This window comes from Microbacterium sp. LWH11-1.2 (assembly GCF_038397745.1).
In the GTDB taxonomy this organism is placed as follows: Bacteria; Actinomycetota; Actinomycetes; order Actinomycetales; family Microbacteriaceae; genus Microbacterium.
On the sequence record NZ_CP151636.1, the window covers coordinates 840,029 to 857,683 of the forward strand.

Below are 17,655 nucleotides of genomic sequence, written 5' to 3' on the forward strand. Positions count from 1 at the left end.
TCCGCTCTCCGGCAGACTTGCAGAGTGAAGGACGGACGGATGCGGCGCTGGCTGCGGGACTGGCGGTTCCTGGCGGTCGAGTTCGCGGCATCCGTCGTCTCCCTCGTGCTGTTCTGCGTCGGGCTGGTGCTGCTGCCGCTGATGATCATCACCGGTGGCGTGCTGATCCTGCCGCAGGCCGTGCGCGTGCTGCATGCGTGGAGCGACCGCAACCGCCGGCGCATCGGCTCCTTCCGCGGGGTGGATCTGCCCCCGATCTCGCGCGCGCTCCCGCCGGGGGCCACGATCGACGACCGGCTGCGCTTCGCGTTCTCGCGGGCGACCGGGCGCGACGCGCTGTGGCTCGCGGTGCACGCCCTGCCGGTGATGTGGGTGTCGGTGATCACGGTCACGCTTCCGCTGGCCGCGGTCAACACGCTCGCCGTGACGTACTACTGGCAGTTCGCGCCGGCCGATGACCCGGTCGGATCCCCCTATCCGGTCACTTCCTGGGAGCTCGCGGCCACGATGCCGCTGGTCGCCGTCGCCTACGCGCTGATCTCCTGGTGGCTCATCCCCGCCGTCGCACGCCTGCTGTCCTGGACGTCGGCGCGGCTGCTGGCGACGCCCGAGAAGTCCCGTCTCGCGGCGCGCGTGGATGCTCTGACGCTCAGCCGCGCCGCCGCCCTCGACGCCCACGGCGCAGAGCTCCGCCGCATCGAACGCGACCTGCACGACGGCGCGCAGAACCGTCTCGTGAACGTCGTGATGATGCTCGGTATCGCGGAGCGCGCGCTCGAGACCGATCCGAGCGGCGTGCTCGAACCGCTCCGTCGGGCGCAGGATGCCGCGACCGACGCGCTCGCCGGCCTGCGCCGCACGGTGCACGACATCTATCCGCCGATCCTCGACGAACTCGGCCTGGAGGGGGCGCTGGCCTCGCTCGCCGGCCGCAGCGCCGTGCCCTGCACGATCGAGGCCGCCGAGGTCGGGCGCGTGCCGGCCGCGGTCGAGTCCGCCAGCTACTTCGTCGTCGCCGAGGCCCTCACGAACGTGAACAAGTACAGCGACGCGGCGCGCGCGACCGTGCAGGTGAGCCGCGAGGGAGAACGCCTGATCATCACCGTCGAGGACGACGGAGCGGGCGGTGCCGTGGAGCGTCCGGGCGGGGGGCTCGCCGGCATCCGACGCCGCGTCGAGGCCTTCGAGGGCACGACGGAGCTGACCAGCCCGGTCGGCGGACCCACCACCCTGAGAGCGGAGCTGCCATGCGGATCGTGATCGCCGAAGACGACACCCTGCTGAGGGAGGGGCTCGCGCTGCTGCTGCGCAGCGAGGGCTTCGACGTCGTCGCCGCGGTCGACAACGCCGACGACTTCCTGCTCCGGCTCGACGATGCGGATGCCGCGGTCGTCGATGTGCGGATGCCGCCGACGTACACGAGCGAGGGCCTGAAGGCCGCGGCGGAGGCACGGGCGCGTCGCCCCGGCTTCCCCGTGCTGGTGCTGTCCGCCTACGTCGAGGACCGCTACGCCGGGGAGCTGCTCGCCGCGGGCGCCGACGGGCTCGGGTACCTCCTCAAGGAGCGCGTCGGCAAGGTCGCCTCGTTCATCGACGCCCTCCACCGTGTGGCAGCGGGCGGCACCGTCATGGACCCCGAGGTCATCTCGCAGCTCATGAGCAGGCGTCGGGCCGACGACCCGGTGCAGTCGCTCACGCCGCGCGAGCGCGAGGTGCTCGGCCTCATGGCGGAAGGCCTCGACAACGCCACGATCGCCGCACGGCTCTTCGTGACGGAGACCGCGGTGAGCAAGCACATCGGCAACATCTTCGCCAAGCTCGGGCTCGCGACGAGCGACAGCGGGCACCGCCGGGTGCTCGCGGTGCTCGCCTACCTCCGCGACTGAGCGGGCCTCTGGACACGTCGCCCGGACGAGCGCATGCTGAGACCATGACCGCCTTCCAGACCACACACGCGTTCAGCGGGTTCAGCGTCGACGACATCGACGCGGCTCGCTCCTTCTACCGCGACACGCTCGGCATGGACGTCACCGACAACGCCATGGGCTTCCTCGACATCGCCCTGCCGCAGGGCGGGTCGATCCTCGTCTACGGCAAGCCCGACCACACGCCGGCGAGCTACACGATCCTGAACTTCCCGGTCGACGACGTCGAGGCCGCCGTCGACGAGCTCAATGCGAAGGGCGTCGTGACGAAGATCTACACCGACCCCGACCTCGGCACCGATGCGAAGGGCATCTCGCACGGCGCCCCGGGCAAGGGCCCGGACATCGCCTGGTTCACGGACCCCGCGGGGAACGTGCTCTCGGTGCTCGCCGACTGACGCGGAGTCAGAGCCGGTCCGCGAGCCACGCGGTCTGCCGGTGCCACTGCACGATCTGCCCGCCCTCGTGGCCGTTGAACTCGTAGACGGCGATCTCGGCATCCGCAGAGCCGCAGTGGTTGAACGCCGCGAACACGCTCGACGGCAGCACGACGGCATCCATCAGGGCGACGGAGAACAGCACCGGCGCCGTGATGCGGCGGGCGAAGTTCACACCGTCGAAGTACGACAGCGTCTCGAAGACGTCATCGGCCCGCGCGCGGTGCACGGCGAGATAGCGGCCGATCTCGGTGAAGGGGAGCTCGGGCGTGAGCTGCACCGACCGCCGGAAGTGGCAGAGGAAGGGCACATCCGGCATCGCCGCCGAGACGTCGGGGTGCAGGGCTGCGGCCGCGAGGCTGATGCCGCCGCCCTGGCTGCCGCCGGTCACGCTGATGCGGCCGGCGTCGACGGCATCCAGCTGCTTCACGGCGTCGATCAGCAGCACCGCGTCGGTGAACACGCGACGGTAGAAGTACGTCTCGGGATGCTGGATGCCGCGGGTCATGAAGCCGGGGATCGATCCCTCCGACCCGTGCGGGTCGGGGGTGTCGCCGCCTGAACCCCACCCGCTGCCCTGGCCGCGGGTGTCCATCAGCACGTGCACGTAGCCGGCGGCCGCCCACTGCAGCCGCTCGCCGGGGATGCCGCGACCGCCGTTGTACCCGATGTACTCGACGACGGTCGGCAACGGCCCCTCCGCCTGCGGACGGGTGATCCACGCGCGGATCGGCTCGCCGCCGAATCCGCTGAACGTCAGATCCTCCACGATCAGCTGCGTGATCGGGGACGCGACAGGCTGGACCACGGGCGCGGTCGCGAGTGCCCGTGATTCGGCGAGCGTGCGCGCCCAGAAGTCGTCGAAGTCCGCGGGCTCGGCCACGTCGGGCCGGAAGGAGCGGAGCTGGTCCAGGGGGAGATCGGTGAGAGCCATCGGCGACAGGTTAGCCGATGACGAGGCGGGGGATCATCGTCCCCGCGGGAAGCCGATCGTGCGCAGCTCCGGTGCCAGCCTCTCCCACTGCCAGTCGCGTTCAGCAGCCCGGCCCGCGTCGCCGCGGTGGAGTCCGACAGCCTTGGCCGCGTAGGTCGCGGCGTGCGGCGAGTGATCGAACATGTGGGCCACGGCGACCGCCTGTCCGGCGGCGCGTGCGGCAGCGACGGCTGCCGGGGCATCCGCCGCCTCCCGTGCCGCAGCGTGCGCGGCGAAGGCGGCCGTGCGGCACTCCGTCATCGGGATCTCGCCGCGCATCCAGGCGCGCAGGGTGGCGATCGCGGCGCGCGGCCTGTCGTCACCAGGACGCAGCTCGTCGAAGATCGGCAGCGCGCGCTCGGCGCAGGCGGCAGCCCACTCCGCGATCGCGTGATGAACCGGCAGTTCAGGGTTCGCCCACTTCTCCTTCTGATCGTCACTCACCCGATGATCGTGTCAGGAACCTCCGACGCCCGCCGGATCCCGGTCGCCGGAACGTCGCAGGACCTCCCCCGAAAAGATTTCAGTATTCGGTGTTGCTAAGTACCGGTACTCAGTGTTACTTTGTACCGGTACCCAGCAACACTGAGTACCGACAGAAACGAAAGGAGGACCTGATGGGCAAGCAGATGACCGAGATGCTCAAGGGCACTCTGGAGGGCATCGTCCTGGCCCTCCTGGCCGAGCAGCCGGCTTACGGGTACGAGATCACCGCGCGAGTGCGCGAACACGGGTTCACCGACATCGCCGAGGGCACGATCTACGCACTGCTGGTGCGGATCGAGCAGAAGAGTCTCGTCGACGTCGAGAAGGTCCCGAGCGAGAAGGGCCCGCCGCGCAAGGTGTACAGCCTCAACGCCGCCGGCACGCAGGAACTCGAGGACTTCTGGAACACCTGGAGCTTCCTCAAGAAGCACATCGAACAGCTGAACACGAACAACACCGAGAACAAGGAGAACTGATCATGGCCGCGAAGTGGATCGAAGCACTCACCGGATCGCTCGAGGAGAAGAAGCAGTACAAGCAGGCGCAGGCCCGCATCAACGCCCTCCCGGAGCCGTACCGCGAGATGGCGAAGGCCCAGCAGCGCTACAACATGTACTACGGCGGCGTCACCGACGGCAACATCATCGTGCAGATGTTCCTCGACATCGCGGATCTGTGGGAGCGCGCCGCGATCGACGGCACCCCGGTCAGCGCCATCGTCGGCGACGACCCGGTCGAGTTCGCAGAGAACTACGCCGCCGCGTACGGCGGACGGCAGTGGATCGACAAGGAGCGCGCGCGCCTCATCAAGGCGTTCGACGACGCGAAGAAGAAGGAGAACTGATCATGAGCACCGCAGCCATCAGCGTGAAGGGCGTGCAGAAGTCCTACAAGGACCTGCATGTGCTGCGCGGCGTCGACTTCGAGGTCGAGAAGGGCAGCATCTTCGCCCTGCTCGGCTCGAACGGCGCCGGCAAGACCACCATGGTGCGCATCCTCTCGACCCTGCTGAAGGCGGATGCCGGCACGGCATCCGTGCAGGGCGTCGATGTCGCGACCGATCCGCTCGGCGTCCGCGAGAGGATCAGCCTCACCGGGCAGTTCGCCGCGGTCGATGAGATCCTCACCGGACGCGAGAACCTCGTGCTGGTCGCGAAGCTGCGCCACCTCGCCGACGCCGGGAAGGTCGCCGACGATCTGCTGGCGAAATTCCGTCTGACGGATGCCGGTGGACGCAAGGTCGGCACCTACTCGGGCGGCATGCGCCGCCGGCTCGACATCGCGATGAGCCTGGTCGGACACCCCGAGGTCATCTACCTCGACGAGCCGACCACGGGCCTCGACCCCGAAGCCCGCATCGAGGTGTGGGACGTGGTCAAGGAACTCGCGAACACCGGAACCACCGTGCTGCTCACCACGCAGTATCTCGACGAGGCGGAGCAGCTGGCCGACCGCATCGCGATCCTGCACGAGGGCCGCATCATCGCCAATGGCACCCTCGCCGAGCTGAAGAAGCTGCTCCCGGCCGCCAAGGTCGAGTACGTCGAGAAGCAGCCCACCCTCGAGGAGATCTTCCTCACCCTCATCGGCCCGTCGCCTTCGACAGGCTCAGGCACCCAGGTTCAGAAAGGACACGCAGCATGACCACGCACTTCGCGGCGGACACCGCGACGCTCACCGGCCGCTCCATGCGGCACATCTTCCGCAGTCCCGACACGATCATCACCACGGCGGTCACCCCGATCGCGCTGATGCTCCTGTTCGTGTACGTCTTCGGCGGCGCTCTGAAGACGAGCACCGGCGCCGAGAACTACGTGAACTACCTGCTCCCCGGCATCCTGCTCATCGCGATCGCCTCCGGTATCGCCTACACGGCGTTCCGGCTGTTCACCGACATGCAGAGCGGCATCTTCGAGCGGTTCCACTCCATGCCGATCGCCCGATCGAGCGTGCTCTGGGCGCACGTGCTCACGTCACTCACCGCCAACGCGATCACCCTGGCGATCATCTTCGGCGTCGGCTTCCTGATGGGCTTCCGCACCGGGGCGAGCCCGCTCGCATGGCTCGCCGTGATCGGCATCCTCATGCTGTTCACGCTGGCCCTCACCTGGCTGGCGATCATCGCGGGCCTGAACGCCAAGACGGTCGACGGTGCGAGTGCGTTCTCGTACCCGCTGATCTTCCTGCCGTTCATCAGCTCGGCCTTCGTGCCCACCGACACGATGCCGGGTCCGGTGCAGTGGTTCGCCGACAACCAGCCGGTCACCTCGATCGTCAACACCATCCAGGCGCTGTTCGCCGAGAAGCCCGTCGGGAACGACATCTGGGTCGCTCTCGCCTGGTGCGTCGGCATCCTCGTGGTCGCCTACGTGTTCGCGATCATCTCCTACCGGAAGAAGGTCAGTTGACCTCTTCGAGCGGGACGGAACGCTCCGTCCGGGGTTCATACCCCGGCCGGGGCGTTTCGCTGCGCTCGGGGTGCGGCGCGCGGGGCGCTGCGGCCGCGCGGAACGGAGGAGATCTCGCGGAATGAAGGAGCTTTCACGAGGATTCGCCCTTCGTTCCGCGTGATCTCCTCCGCAACGGGTGGGCTGAGGGATGCTGCACTCGACGCGGCTGCATCCTCCCTGTCCCTCAGACCGTCCGCAGCGCGGTCGTCGGCGACAACCGCGCCGCGCTGACCGCGGGGTAGAGACCCGCGATCACGCCGACCGCGAGCGCCACCATCGGTCCCCCCACGAGAACCAGCACGGGAATCGTCGCCGACTGCCCCTGGATCGCGGCGTATGCGACCACTGCGAGCGCCCCGCACACCACTCCGGCGATGCCTCCCAGCCCTCCGAGCACGATGGCCTCGGCCACGAACTGGCCGGCGATCTGACCGGGGCGGGCACCGAGCGCGCGCCGGAGCCCGATCTCCCCACGTCGCTCCAGCACGGCGACGACCATGGTGTTGGCGATGCCGATGCCGCCGACGAGCAGGGCGATGGCGGCGAGACCCACGGCGAGACCCGAGAGTGAGTCGTCCGCGGTCTCCCGCGCTCCGGCCAGGTCGCCGAGCCCGGTCACCTGCACGTACGGCGAGCCGGGGTTCGCGGCTCGAGCGATCGCCTCGCGGACCTTCTCGCCCGTGCCGCCGTCGGCCATGCGCACGTAGATCGAGGCGATGGTGTCGTCACCCTTCGCCGACACGTGCTCGGCGGCCCAGCGGTCGCCGAGGAACGCGCTCGCATCGATCGACTCGGCAAGGCCGGCGGAGTCGAGGATGCCGATCACGGTGTACCACCGCTCCCCGATCCAGACGCGCACGCCTGTCTCCGTGATGCCCATCCGCGCCGCGGCGGCGGCACCGAGCACGGTCACCGGCAGCGAGCGATCCGTCTCGTCGAACCAGCTTCCCTTCGCGACCGAGCCCTCGACCGACGACAGGAACTCCGGGCTCGCCGCGTACGCGGTCAAGCCGTTGCCCTGACTCTTCGGCATGAGGTCGTTGCGGTACACGCCGGTGCCGTCCGGCACCTTCTCGAGCACGCCGACCTGCTCGACCCCCTTCACACGCTCGATCATCCCGGCCGCGGTGTCGGGCAGCGCCACCGGCTTGCTGTCCGGCCCGTATCCGGGCTGGACCATGATCATGTTCGCACCGAGCTCATCGAGCTCCGCCAGGAGCTGGGCCTGATTCGACGCGGCGATGCCGGTGATGGCGGTGAGCGCCGCGATCCCGACCGCGACCCCGAGCGCCGACAGCGCGGTGCGCATCTTGCGACTGCGCGGTCCGATCAGCGCGGTCCGGATGCTGTCGCCGATGCTGAGCCGCGGCATCCGCTCACCCCGGCGCTTCATGCCGCGACCTCTTCCCGCTCGCGGGGACCGGTGTCGCTGACGATGCGGCCGTCGTGGATGCTCACTTGTCGCTCGGCACGCTCGGCGATGTGAGCGTCATGCGTGATGATCACGACGGCAGTGCCCGATCCGGCGATCGAGGTGAGCAGTTCGAGGATGCGCTCCCCCGTCGTCGAGTCGAGCGCCCCCGTCGGCTCATCGGCGAACAGCACCGACGGCTCCCCGACGATCGCTCTCGCGATGGCGACCCGCTGCTGCTCCCCACCGGAGAGCTGCCCTGGTCGGTGCGTCATGCGGGCGCCGAGGCCCACGCGCTCCAGAGCCGCCGCCGCGCGGACGGCGCGCTCTGCGACGGGGACGCCCGAGTACAGGAGACCGAGCGCGACGTTGTCGATCGCGCTGAGTGCCGGCAGCAGGAAGAACTGCTGGAAGACGAAGCCGATGCGGCGAGCGCGCAGCACCGCACGATCGCGCTCGGCGAGCGCCGCGGCATCCGTCCCGTCGATGAGCACCGTGCCGCTCGTGGGGTCGTCGAGCGTACCCATGATCGAGAGCATCGTGCTCTTCCCCGATCCGGATGCTCCGACGACGGCCACCAGCTCGCCACGCTCGATGGCGAGACTCATGCCGTGCAGCACTCGCAGCGGCGGGCTGCCGGGATACTCCTTGACCACATCGACGAGCTCCACCACGGTTCCGGGGTTCACTGCGCCACCACCACCGCGTCGCCTGCGGCGAGGTCTCCGCCGACGACCTGCACCCGGGTGTCGGCGATGAGGCCGACTTCCACCGACACCCGCTCGACCTCGCCGTTCTTGCGCAGCACGTCCACCGCGTAGCCGCCGTCCGTCGTCGCCACGAGGGCGGTGACCGGCACGACGAGGGCGTCCTTCACCTCCGACGCCGCGAAGACGACCTTGACCGCGCGCAGTCCGATGCCCTCCGCGACGGCGGGGTCGGCGAACTCGATGTTCGCGGTGGCGGGGGTGGTCTCGCCCTCCTTCTCCGTGGGCTGACCACCCGGATCGACCGCGGTCACCGTGGCCGGAACCTCGGTGCCGTCGGGCAGGACCACGATCACGGGCGTCGCCGGCAGGATCTCGCGCGCCTGCCCATCGGTGAGCTTCGCGACGACCCGCAGCGCGGTGCTCGTGTAGGTCAGCGGACTGGCACTCGCCGAATCACCCAGCTGCGCCTTGACCGATTCGACGCGAACGGATGCCGCGGCGATCGCGACGACGTCGCCCAGCTTCACGACGCCGTCCTTCGTCACCCCGAGAGCCTTCTGCCACGCCTTGACGTTCGCCTCCGTGACCGCGGTGAACTCGTCGTCCACCGTCATGTCCTCGCCGAAGCCGAGGTCGGCGAGCGCCTGCTCCAGCTGTCGGACGTCGGGACCGTTCTCGACCCCGATACCCAGGTCGCGCCAGAACGGCCGGTCGCCGCGCATCGCGATCACAGGCTTGCCGTCGACTTCGTAGAGGGCCTCGCCCACACCGATCACGTCGCCGGCGCCGGGCAGACGTGTGATGGTGCCGCCGCGACCCGGAAGGGCGATGGATGCCCCGTAGCTGAGGTTCCCGTTGATCCGGAGATCGGAGGTCAGCGTGGTGAGCTCGGCGTCGACCGTCACCGGCTTCTTCACGTCCGGCGCCTCGGCGACCGAGCTCCACGGCTGCAGCACCGCCAGCGTCACGGCGGCCGCGATGAGCAGCACGCCGACGGGCACGAGCACCCGGGTCAGTCGACGGCTCATTCGTCGCCGCCGGAAGGCAGCACGGTCGCCGCGGAGAAGGCGCCCTCGAAGTACTCGCCGATCAGGGCGAACCAGTCGAAGTCGGCCGACTCGACGCTCTTCGGCGTGAACATGGGCGGCATGTCGCCCACGGCATCCGCGCACGCCTCGAGGAGTGTGCGGGCCTCGTCCTCCGTGATGCCGACCGGCAGCTCGAGCATGCCGTCGGCATCGGGGTCAGCGAAGTCGGTGAACCCGTTCTCTCTGGCGCAGGCGGCGAAGGCGAGCCCCGCCTCGATGATCTCCTCGGACGAGATCATCTTCGTCTCCGCTCCTTCGCCGGAGATGTCGGGCTCGGGCTGCTCGAACTCAGGGACCTCTTCCTCGCACTTCTCCCAGGCGGCGCGCTGGCCGCCCTCCTCCGGGTACCCGGCAGCGGAGGTCGACGCGAGCCAGGTGCCCTCGTCGTCCGAGAAGATCATCGTCATCGGCATGTCCTCGCCGTCACCGCCGTCGAGCGATACCGAGCCGCCGCCGCTCAGCGTTCCTAGCTCGCCCTCTCCCGGAGCATCCGGCATGAGCACGCCCACCTGTCCGCCGTCGACGATCTTCGCGGTCTGACCCTCTCCCGTGAGGCAGGTCACGAACCGAGTCGCGGCCGCGTCGTTCGCCGCGTCGTCCTTCGCTCTGTCGTCTGCGGACGGCGCAGAGCATGCGGCGAGCACGGCCACAGCGAGGATCGCCGGCACCACCGCCAAGGAACGGCGGATCTTCACATCGAACATGACATTCCCCTTCATCCGGTCGCAGGTCGTCTGCGACTCTGCAGTCAGTTCTATGGAGGCGGTGGTTTGCTGTCGGTATGACGGCGCCTAACCGGAAACTAACCTCGGACCGCGCATCCTCGGATGCAGGAGGTTCCATGCGTCTGCTGCTGGTCGAGGACGAGGCCGATCTGGCCGACACGCTGGCCGACGGCCTGCGGCGCGAGGGATACCACGTCGACGTCGCGCGCGACGGCTCGAGCGCGCTCGCGGTCGCGGCGGGATCCGACGTCGACGTGATCGTGCTCGACCGGGACCTGCCGGTGCTCAGCGGTGACGCCGTATGCCGCACGCTCGTCGCGCAGCAGTATCCGGCCCGCATCCTGATGCTCACGGCAGCCGGTACGCTCAGCGACCGGGTCACCGGCCTCGATCTCGGCGCCGACGACTACCTCGCGAAGCCGTTCGCCTATGTCGAGCTGCTCGCGCGCATCCGCGCGCTCGGCCGCCGTGTGATGTCCGGCCGGCTGAACACGGTGCTCGAGTTCTCAGGCATCCGTCTCGACACGGTGCGACGCGTCGTCGAGCGCAACGGCGTACCGGTGCGACTCACCCTGAAGGAATTCGGGGTGCTCGAAGCGCTCCTCGCCGCAGAAGGAGGCTTCGTGAGCTCGGACGACCTGCTCGACGAGGTCTGGGACGAGCCGCTGGAGCGCACCCGCGGCGTGGTCAAGATCGTGGTGCACACCCTGCGCCGCAAACTCGGGGCGCCCGCGGTGATCCAGTCCGCGGCCGGCCATGGCTACCGGATGGGGACGGCATGAGACGGATGAGCTTCCACAGGCGACTGGTGATCATCATCGCGTGCGCGTTCATCGCGGTCGGCGCAGCCCTGCTCACGGTGCAGTACCTGGTGGTGCAGCAGCTGTTCGCCTCCGCCATCTCCGTGACGGCCGCGAGCTGCGTTCCGGTCTCCGGGCTGGTGAACGTCGCGGAGGGGACGACCGCGCCCGAGGGGACGGATTTCACCGAGGTCGCACCTCTCACGGACGGCACGCTCCTGACAGGGACCTCCGGCACCGGGTGCACCTCCTTCACCGACACCGCCGAGTTCCAGATGGCCGCGCCGATGGACACGGTGTCCGTGGACACCGTCGGCATCGCCGTGCTGCAGCAGTCCACGTTCCTGGCCGACGAGGTCGGCGGAGGACTGCTGCTGTGGTCGGTGGTGGTGCTCGTCGCGTTCACCGGCGTCGCCGCTGCCATCGCGTTCTGGCTCGCCCGCCGCTCGCTCGATCGCATCGGCGAGGTCACCGCGACCGCCCGCGACATCTCGGAACGCGATCTCGGCCGTCGCCTCGACCTGCCGGGTCCCGACGACGAGATCAAGGAGCTGGGCGACACGATCGACGGCATGCTCGACCGCCTGCAGTCGGCCTTCGCCGCCCAGGATCGATTCGTCGCGAATGCCTCGCACGAGCTGCGCACGCCCCTCACGACGACCCGCACCGCGCTGGAGATCCCGCTCGAGCAGGGAAGCGTCCCCGTCGACCTCGAGCCGAACATGCGGCGGGCGCTGCGTGCCACCGAGCAGAGCGAGCGTCTCATCACCGCGCTGCTCGCACTGGCCCGATCGCGCACGGGTCTCGAGCACGTCGAGCCCGTGGCGCTCGACGAGGTCGTCGAGGAAGAGGTCGAGGAGCTCGATCCGCACGACGTGACGCTGCATACCCGCATCGACGGAGTCGACATCGAGGGCGACGGGATGCTGGCGGCCAGGGCTGTGCGCAACCTGCTCGAGAACGGCATCCGACACAACGTGCCCGGCGGAGACCTGTGGGTGCGCTGCCGTCGCGAAGGCGAGCACGCCGTCATCGAAGTGGAGAACACGGGGAGACGGATCCCGGCGGAGACTCTCGCCCTGCTCACCGAGCCGTTCTATCGTGGCGACGAGAGTCGCACGTCGGCGGGCCCCGACGGCACCGGCCTGGGACTCGCCATCGTGCAGAGCGTGGCGACGAGCCACGGCGGAGACCTGCGTCTGGTCGCACGGAGGGGCGGTGGGCTGGTGGCGACGCTGCGGCTTCCGGTGCGACCATCGGTGCTGGGCAGGTCGGATGCGCGCTCAGGACGACGAGATGATCTGCGCGCCTGACTGCTGAAGGGCTTTCGCCAGCGGCTCGTCTGGCGCCTCGTCGACGACGACACCGGTGAAGTCGGCGAGCCCTGCCACCCGGTACTGAGCGATCTTCTCGAATTTCGTGCCGTCGCAGAGGATGTAGGAGCGCGCGCTCCTGGCGATGATCGCGCGCCGCGCCTGGGCCTCGTCGTAGTAGTAGTCGGTGAGCCCCGCTTCGGAGTGCAGTCCGCCCGAGCCCAGGAGCGCCACATCGAAGTGCATCTCAGCCAGAGTCGCCGTCGCGAGCATCCCGGACAGCGCCAACTCGCCCTTTCGCAGCCGCCCGCCGGTGACGAGCACGTCGAGGCCCGGCCGGTCCGACAGTTCGACCGCGACACGCAGAGATGCGGTCACGATCGTTGCCGCGAGGGCATGCGGGAGGGCTTTGGCTGCGAGAAGCGCAGTCGTGCCGACATCGATGAAGGCCAGGCTGCCCGAGGGGATCAATCCGGCAGCGAGCGAGGCGATCCGCTGCTTGCGTTGGAGCTCCTCCTCGCTGCGCACGTCGAAGGGGGGTTCGGAGACGGCGACCGACGATCCAGCGATCGTCGCCCCACCATGGACCTTCTGCAGCACACCTTGCTCTTCCAGGACGAGGAGATCACGGCGGATCGTCTCCGAAGAGACGTCGAGTTCCGATGCGAGCGCCTCCGTGCTGACGACGCCCGCCGAGCGCACGAGATCCGCGACCTTCGTCCGTCTCTCAGCAGGAAGCATCGCGGGAGCCGTGTGTGGAAAACTGTGGAAACATGTGGTCCACACTGTCTGACGGTGCTCGGGGTGTCAACTCTCGCCGTCAGCCTGAGCGACAGCCCTGGCCACAACGTCGATCGCCTGTTCGATCTCGCGTTCGGAGTTGAAGTAGTGAGGTGAGAGACGCACGAGCGGGTGCACCGCGGGGCCCCTCGCGTCGAACTGGTTGTGCTCGGGAACGGTCAGCGAGACGTTGATGCGGTTGTCCTTGAGGACCCGGGCCAGAACCGGAGCAGGCACCCCATCTGCCGACACCGTGACGATCGCGCCGTTCCGCACCCCGAGGTCGTGCGTGCGAACGCCTCGGATCGTGGCCAGTCCGTCCCGCAGCAGAGACGAGAGCGCCAGCGCACGACTGCTGATCGTGTCGATTCCGAGTTCGAGTGCCTCATCCACGGCAGCGCCGAGACCCAGCACGTTCGAGTAGCTCTTCTCCCATGTCTCGAAGCGTCGCGCCCCGGTGTGCCATGCGTAGCCGTCTGCGCCATCCCAGGTGGATGCCTCGATCTCGTTGACGAAGGGCTCCAGCCGATCGAGCGAGGCCTCCCGCGCCCAGAGGAATCCCGTGCCGCGGGGCCCGCGCAAGAACTTGCGGCCCGTCCCGATGACGAGATCCGCTCCGATCGACTCCACATCGACGGGGATCTGCCCGAGCGACTGGGTCGCGTCGAGGAGATACAGTGCACCGGTGCCACGCACCAGCCGGCCGATGTCCTGCGCGGGGTTGATGAGCCCGCCCGACGTCGGGATATGGGAGATCGACACCAGCCTGGTGCGGTCGCAGAGAAGCGCGCGGAGTGCGGCGACGTCCACCTGTCCGCTCTCGTCGCTGGGTGCGATGTCGATCTCGACACCGTAGCGCTGGCGGAGCTGCAGGAACGCCAGGATGCTGGAACCGTACTCCGCATGCGTCGTGAGGATGCGATCACCGGCGCGCAAGGGAATCGAATAGACCGCCGCGTTGAATGCGTGCGTGGAGTTGTCGAAGAGTGCGATCTCGCTTCGCCGACCGTTGACGAGCCGGCCGAGCGACTCATACGTCCCCTCGATCTCCGCCTGCCGGGCGGCCGCTGCCTCGTATCCGCCGATCCGCGCTTCCAGGGTCAGATGACCGACGACGACTTCCAGCGTGCGTGTGCTCATCAGCGAAGCACCGGCGCTGTTCAGATGAACCACATCGCGTGTCGCTGGGGTCGCGCGGCGAATGAGATCGAGATCGAGCATCGTGAGAGTACCTCCGAGAATTGGTCTTCGAAGCACGGACGTCTTCGAGGGATGCGGATTCCGTTCCGGGCTGGCGCTGAGCGCACGCTCTGCACCAGCCCGGGTCGGGCTCATACGGCGGGTTCGGCCTCGATACGTCTGCGGCGGACGACCGGCGCATACTCGTCCGCACCGATCACACCGTCCGCGATGTCCTTGGCTTCGAGCAGCCGCGCCTGCGGCATGGACAGCCACAGGGCGAGGAACATCGCGAGAACACCGCCCGCGAGCTTTCCGATGATGAGCGGACCCACCATGTTCGGCTGGAAGTTCGCGATGAACGCCAGGTGGTCTCCCAGCGCGAACGCGGCGCAGACGCTGAAGGCCGTGGTGAGCACCTTGTCACGGGGCGGCATCGCCCGCACGAGACGGAACAGCGCCTGGATGTTGACAGCGCCGGCGATAACGCCTGCAGCCCCGACCTCGGAGAATCCGAAGCGCGCCCCCGCCGCCGCCAGCGGCTTCGCGAGCCAGGTCGTGATCGCGTAGATCAGAGGGAACGCGCCGGCGAGCATCACGCCCACGTATCCGGCGATCTCAAGAGCACGGAACTGGTCCTTCTCGTCGGCGATGAAGGGATCGAACCCCAGACCGCCGAACAGCGTGGTGAAGATTCCGGTGAAGTACTCGACGATGGCGAGTGCGACGGCGATCTTGATGACGGCGTCGATGACCCGGCCGAAGACGATGAAGACCTTCACCATGACCGACGTGAGGAATCGCAGGCACAGCGCGATCACCAGCAGGAAGGCGGTCAGCGGAACGAGGTTGATCAGCACCTCGTTCCAGGGCAGGTCGAACGGCCGAACGGATTCGGAGGTGTTCGAGACGTCCACGCGCAGCGGCGTACCGGTGACCTGCAGGACGACGATCGTGATGAAGACCGAGATCGGGATCGTGAGCAGCCCCGCGAGGAACCCGAGAGCCATGTACTTGTGGTCGCGCTTGTCGAGCATCGCCAGCCCCACCGGGATGCTGTACATGATGGTGGCTCCGGCGGTCAGCCCGACGGCGAACGCCATGATCCACGCGCCATGGCTGGATGCCGTCGCCGCAGCAAGCTGATAGCCCCCGAGATCACTGGGGATGATCGTCGTGGCAGCGAGCGACGGATCGGCATGCAACCAGGCGTAGACAGGGCCCAGGTTGTTGGACACGAATGCCGTGAGGTACGGCATGAGGACCATGATCCCCGCGAGTGGGAGGAAGACGACGCCGATCATGTTCAGGCCTTCTTTGAACTCCCGTCCGAGGCCCTTCTCATCATTGATCACGGCCGCGACGGCCCCGATGATGACGAACGCCATCATCAGGTAGATGATGCCCTGTCCGATCAGTTCCATGAACGTGCTCCTTCGTTGGCGTGAGGGCGCACGCGGCGTTCCGTTCCCGCAGCCCTTTTCGGGTGAACCGCGTCCGCCGTGCGTGCCCAGCTGATTCCTCGCTGCATCGGCGCATCGAGGATCTTTGTGGCTTTCAGAGGTATAACGAGCTTTAGTGTGACCGTTGAGGAGCGAAGCTGTCAATAGTCGGCGAAGAACAAGGTATTGACACAAGCTCGGTCAGGAATCCAAGATAGTCAACACAGATGCACGATGAGGTGTGCGCGAGATGAACGCGAGCCACCCGTGCCAGTGACACCCGATCGAAGTTAGGAAGCCCACGCATGCGTGATTTCGCCATCATCGAAGCACCCTCGGTGCTCGGACACATCCCCACCCATCTCGCCGTCGCCGACATGCCGAACGCGATGCTGGATGCCGGCCTGCAGGAACGTCTGAAAGCTCGGCATGCGGGGAGAGTCGAGTCTCCCCAGTGGCGGCCCGAGCGCGATCCCGAGACCCAGCTGATGAACGCGCAGGAGATCCACGACTATTCGATCGCCCTGGCTGACGCCGTGACCGAAGTGATCAACCGCGGCGAGTTCCCGGTCGTGCTGGGCGGCGATTGCTCGATCGTCCTCGGTTCGATGCTGAGCCTGCGACGACGAGGGCGATACGGCGTCCTCTACATCGACGGGCACACCGATTTCTACCAGCCTGAGGCGAACCCGATTCAGGGTGCCGCGTCGGCGAGTGACCTCGCGCTGGCCACCGGGCGAGGCCCGGAGATCGTGTCGAACATCCAAGGACTGGGTCCGCTCGTCCGCGATGACGACGCCGTCCCGTTCGCATACCGCGATGGTGCGACTCAGAACTACAACCGCAGCCAGCTGCTCCCCGCAGACATGCTGGCGTTCGATCGCAACGCGGTGCGGGTTCTCGGCGTAGAGACTGCCGCAGAAGAGGCCGTAGCCCATCTGACGCGCGACGATGGACCCGAAGGCTTCTGGGTTCACGTGGACGTCGACGTGCTCGACCAGTCGATCATGTGGGCCGTCGACGCTCCTCAGCCCGACGGGCTCTCCTGGGACGAGCTGGCGACCGTGCTGAGGGTCGCGCTCAGCTCTCCGAAGGCGATCGGGTTCGAGATCACGATCTACAACCCGGACATGGATCCGGGAGGACTCAGCGGACGCGGTCTCACCGCGACGATCGGCAAGGCCCTGGGGCAGTTCGCCCGCTAGAGGGCAGCACAGGGGCTCTGCCGACACCCGATCGGGGAGCCCCTGCGCTGCTGCTGCAGTACTCCTTCACAGGCGAAAGGGAACGACATGCATTGCTTCAGTCACTCCAGGAACGGCGAGGGCGTCCCCGCCGTCGCGATCTGTACCCAGTGCGGGGTGGGTGTGTGCGTCGCCCATGCGCACGTCGCCACGATCAGCAGCCGCGACAACGTGATGTCGCTCGGGAACCCGAGTGAGCGGCGTCACCAGCGGATCCGATGTCTCGAATGCGCCGAAGCGGCGTGAGCTCACCCCTCACACCTGATCAAGAAACAGAGGAACGAAATGAAGGAACGACAGAACATCGCATCCGGCTCCCCGCGCGAGCCGATTCTCGGGTACTCCCGAGCGGTGAGGGTGGGCGACCTCGTCTTCGTCGCCGGCACCACGTCCGGCGGAGTGGGATCGACCGCTGCCGAGCAGGCCAGGGAGATCTTCTCCCGCATCGAGACTGCCTTGGCGACTGCCGGAGCCACGCTGAAAGACGTGGTGCGCACACGCATCTTCCTCACCGACATGGCGGACTTCGATGCAGTCGGCGAAGTCCATGGAGAGCTCTTCCGTGAGATCCTTCCGGTCACTTCGACGATCGGCACCACGGCGCTGGCCGCCGCAGACCTCCTGGTCGAGATCGAGGTGGATGCCGTGCTGGCGGCGGTCTGAGCGGACGCAGAAGGGGGATGCGACATGTC

At 68.0% G+C, this 17,655-nt stretch carries 21 protein-coding genes; 12 read left to right on the forward strand and 9 right to left on the reverse strand.

The genetic code is table 11. The features are described from left to right. Positions 1-24: 24 nt before the first annotated feature. Genes MRBLWH11_RS03930 through MRBLWH11_RS03940 form a run of 3 tightly spaced genes read left to right on the forward strand, consistent with a single transcriptional unit; the run spans position 25 to position 2,323 of the window. A complete protein-coding gene (locus MRBLWH11_RS03930) occupies positions 25-1,260 on the forward strand; it encodes a sensor histidine kinase (RefSeq protein ID WP_341946783.1) in 1,236 nt (411 codons plus the stop codon). Next, on the forward strand, positions 1,248-1,886 hold the full coding sequence (locus tag MRBLWH11_RS03935; RefSeq protein WP_341946784.1) for a response regulator transcription factor: 639 nt from the start codon (positions 1,248-1,250) through the stop codon (positions 1,884-1,886). Before MRBLWH11_RS03930 ends, MRBLWH11_RS03935 begins: the two co-directional genes overlap by 13 nt. Before the next feature lie 44 nt (positions 1,887-1,930). Beyond that, positions 1,931-2,323 (forward strand): VOC family protein, encoded by a 393-nt coding sequence (locus tag MRBLWH11_RS03940; RefSeq protein ID WP_341946785.1) that lies wholly within the window; start codon positions 1,931-1,933, stop codon positions 2,321-2,323. A gap of 7 nt (positions 2,324-2,330) precedes the next feature. On the opposite strand, the gene MRBLWH11_RS03945 is transcribed toward MRBLWH11_RS03940, so the two are convergent. Together MRBLWH11_RS03945 and MRBLWH11_RS03950 are read right to left on the reverse strand one after the other, a co-directional pair. Next, positions 2,331-3,296, reverse strand: coding sequence for an acetylxylan esterase (locus MRBLWH11_RS03945; protein ID WP_341946786.1), 966 nt, complete (start codon positions 3,294-3,296; stop codon positions 2,331-2,333). Positions 3,297-3,329: 33 nt separating this feature from the next. Beyond that, a complete protein-coding gene (locus tag MRBLWH11_RS03950) occupies positions 3,330-3,779 on the reverse strand; it encodes a putative immunity protein (protein WP_341946787.1) in 450 nt (149 codons plus the stop codon). Between the two features lie 173 nt (positions 3,780-3,952). Between MRBLWH11_RS03950 and MRBLWH11_RS03955 the strand changes: the two genes are divergently transcribed. The 4 genes from MRBLWH11_RS03955 to MRBLWH11_RS03970 are packed head-to-tail and all read left to right on the forward strand — an operon-like array spanning position 3,953 to position 6,229. Further along, the gene (locus tag MRBLWH11_RS03955) at positions 3,953-4,297 is read left to right on the forward strand and encodes a PadR family transcriptional regulator (protein ID WP_116636217.1); all 345 of its coding nucleotides are present in this window, start codon (positions 3,953-3,955) and stop codon (positions 4,295-4,297) included. Between the two features lie 2 nt (positions 4,298-4,299). Next, on the forward strand, positions 4,300-4,665 hold the full coding sequence (locus tag MRBLWH11_RS03960; RefSeq protein ID WP_341946788.1) for a DUF1048 domain-containing protein: 366 nt from the start codon (positions 4,300-4,302) through the stop codon (positions 4,663-4,665). Between the two features lie 2 nt (positions 4,666-4,667). Next, positions 4,668-5,465, forward strand: a complete 798-nt coding sequence (locus MRBLWH11_RS03965; RefSeq protein WP_116636219.1) for an ATP-binding cassette domain-containing protein — start codon at positions 4,668-4,670, stop codon at positions 5,463-5,465. Continuing rightward, the gene (locus MRBLWH11_RS03970; RefSeq protein ID WP_116636220.1) at positions 5,462-6,229 is read left to right on the forward strand and encodes an ABC transporter permease; all 768 of its coding nucleotides are present in this window, start codon (positions 5,462-5,464) and stop codon (positions 6,227-6,229) included. The genes MRBLWH11_RS03965 and MRBLWH11_RS03970 overlap by 4 nt, the downstream gene beginning before the upstream one ends. Before the next feature lie 226 nt (positions 6,230-6,455). Here the strand turns inward: MRBLWH11_RS03970 and MRBLWH11_RS03975 are convergent, their stop codons facing one another. From MRBLWH11_RS03975 to MRBLWH11_RS03990, 4 genes are read right to left on the reverse strand one after another with little or no spacing between them, the layout of a single operon-like run. Beyond that, a complete protein-coding gene (locus MRBLWH11_RS03975; protein WP_341946789.1) occupies positions 6,456-7,664 on the reverse strand; it encodes an ABC transporter permease in 1,209 nt (402 codons plus the stop codon). After that, entirely contained in the window at positions 7,661-8,371 is a 711-nt protein-coding gene (locus MRBLWH11_RS03980; RefSeq protein WP_341946790.1) for an ABC transporter ATP-binding protein, read from the reverse strand. Before MRBLWH11_RS03980 ends, MRBLWH11_RS03975 begins: the two co-directional genes overlap by 4 nt. Beyond that, entirely contained in the window at positions 8,368-9,420 is a 1,053-nt protein-coding gene (locus tag MRBLWH11_RS03985) for a peptidoglycan-binding protein (protein ID WP_341946791.1), read from the reverse strand. The genes MRBLWH11_RS03980 and MRBLWH11_RS03985 overlap by 4 nt, the downstream gene beginning before the upstream one ends. Beyond that, complete coding sequence (locus MRBLWH11_RS03990) at positions 9,417-10,184, reverse strand: hypothetical protein (RefSeq protein WP_341946792.1); 768 nt, start codon at positions 10,182-10,184, stop codon at positions 9,417-9,419. Before MRBLWH11_RS03990 ends, MRBLWH11_RS03985 begins: the two co-directional genes overlap by 4 nt. A 137-nt stretch (positions 10,185-10,321) precedes the next feature. Between MRBLWH11_RS03990 and MRBLWH11_RS03995 the strand changes: the two genes are divergently transcribed. Both MRBLWH11_RS03995 and MRBLWH11_RS04000 read left to right on the forward strand, forming a co-directional pair. Beyond that, a complete protein-coding gene (locus MRBLWH11_RS03995) occupies positions 10,322-10,987 on the forward strand; it encodes a response regulator transcription factor (protein ID WP_341946793.1) in 666 nt (221 codons plus the stop codon). Between the two features lie 5 nt (positions 10,988-10,992). Next, a complete protein-coding gene (locus tag MRBLWH11_RS04000) occupies positions 10,993-12,318 on the forward strand; it encodes an ATP-binding protein (protein ID WP_341946794.1) in 1,326 nt (441 codons plus the stop codon). Here the strand turns inward: MRBLWH11_RS04000 and MRBLWH11_RS04005 are convergent. The 3 genes from MRBLWH11_RS04005 to MRBLWH11_RS04015 all read right to left on the reverse strand — a co-directional run bounded on the left by MRBLWH11_RS04005 (position 12,289) and on the right by MRBLWH11_RS04015 (position 15,701). Further along, entirely contained in the window at positions 12,289-13,059 is a 771-nt protein-coding gene (locus MRBLWH11_RS04005; RefSeq protein ID WP_341947793.1) for a DeoR/GlpR family DNA-binding transcription regulator, read from the reverse strand. The genes MRBLWH11_RS04000 and MRBLWH11_RS04005 overlap by 30 nt on opposite strands. Positions 13,060-13,125: 66 nt before the next feature. Continuing rightward, positions 13,126-14,433, reverse strand: coding sequence for an aminotransferase class V-fold PLP-dependent enzyme (locus tag MRBLWH11_RS04010; protein WP_341946795.1), 1,308 nt, complete (start codon positions 14,431-14,433; stop codon positions 13,126-13,128). Beyond that, positions 14,430-15,701, reverse strand: a complete 1,272-nt coding sequence (locus MRBLWH11_RS04015; RefSeq protein WP_341946796.1) for an ethanolamine utilization protein EutH — start codon at positions 15,699-15,701, stop codon at positions 14,430-14,432. Before MRBLWH11_RS04015 ends, MRBLWH11_RS04010 begins: the two co-directional genes overlap by 4 nt. A 323-nt stretch (positions 15,702-16,024) precedes the next feature. On the opposite strand from MRBLWH11_RS04015, the gene MRBLWH11_RS04020 reads away from it, so the two are divergent. The 3 genes from MRBLWH11_RS04020 (at position 16,025) to MRBLWH11_RS04030 (ending at position 17,626) form a co-directional block, all read left to right on the forward strand. Next, a complete protein-coding gene (locus MRBLWH11_RS04020) occupies positions 16,025-16,924 on the forward strand; it encodes an arginase family protein (RefSeq protein ID WP_341946797.1) in 900 nt (299 codons plus the stop codon). A gap of 87 nt (positions 16,925-17,011) precedes the next feature. Then, entirely contained in the window at positions 17,012-17,209 is a 198-nt protein-coding gene (locus MRBLWH11_RS04025) for a DUF2180 family protein (RefSeq protein ID WP_341946798.1), read from the forward strand. Between the two features lie 39 nt (positions 17,210-17,248). After that, the gene (locus MRBLWH11_RS04030) at positions 17,249-17,626 is read left to right on the forward strand and encodes a RidA family protein (RefSeq protein WP_341946799.1); all 378 of its coding nucleotides are present in this window, start codon (positions 17,249-17,251) and stop codon (positions 17,624-17,626) included. The last annotated feature ends 29 nt before the right edge of the window (positions 17,627-17,655 follow it).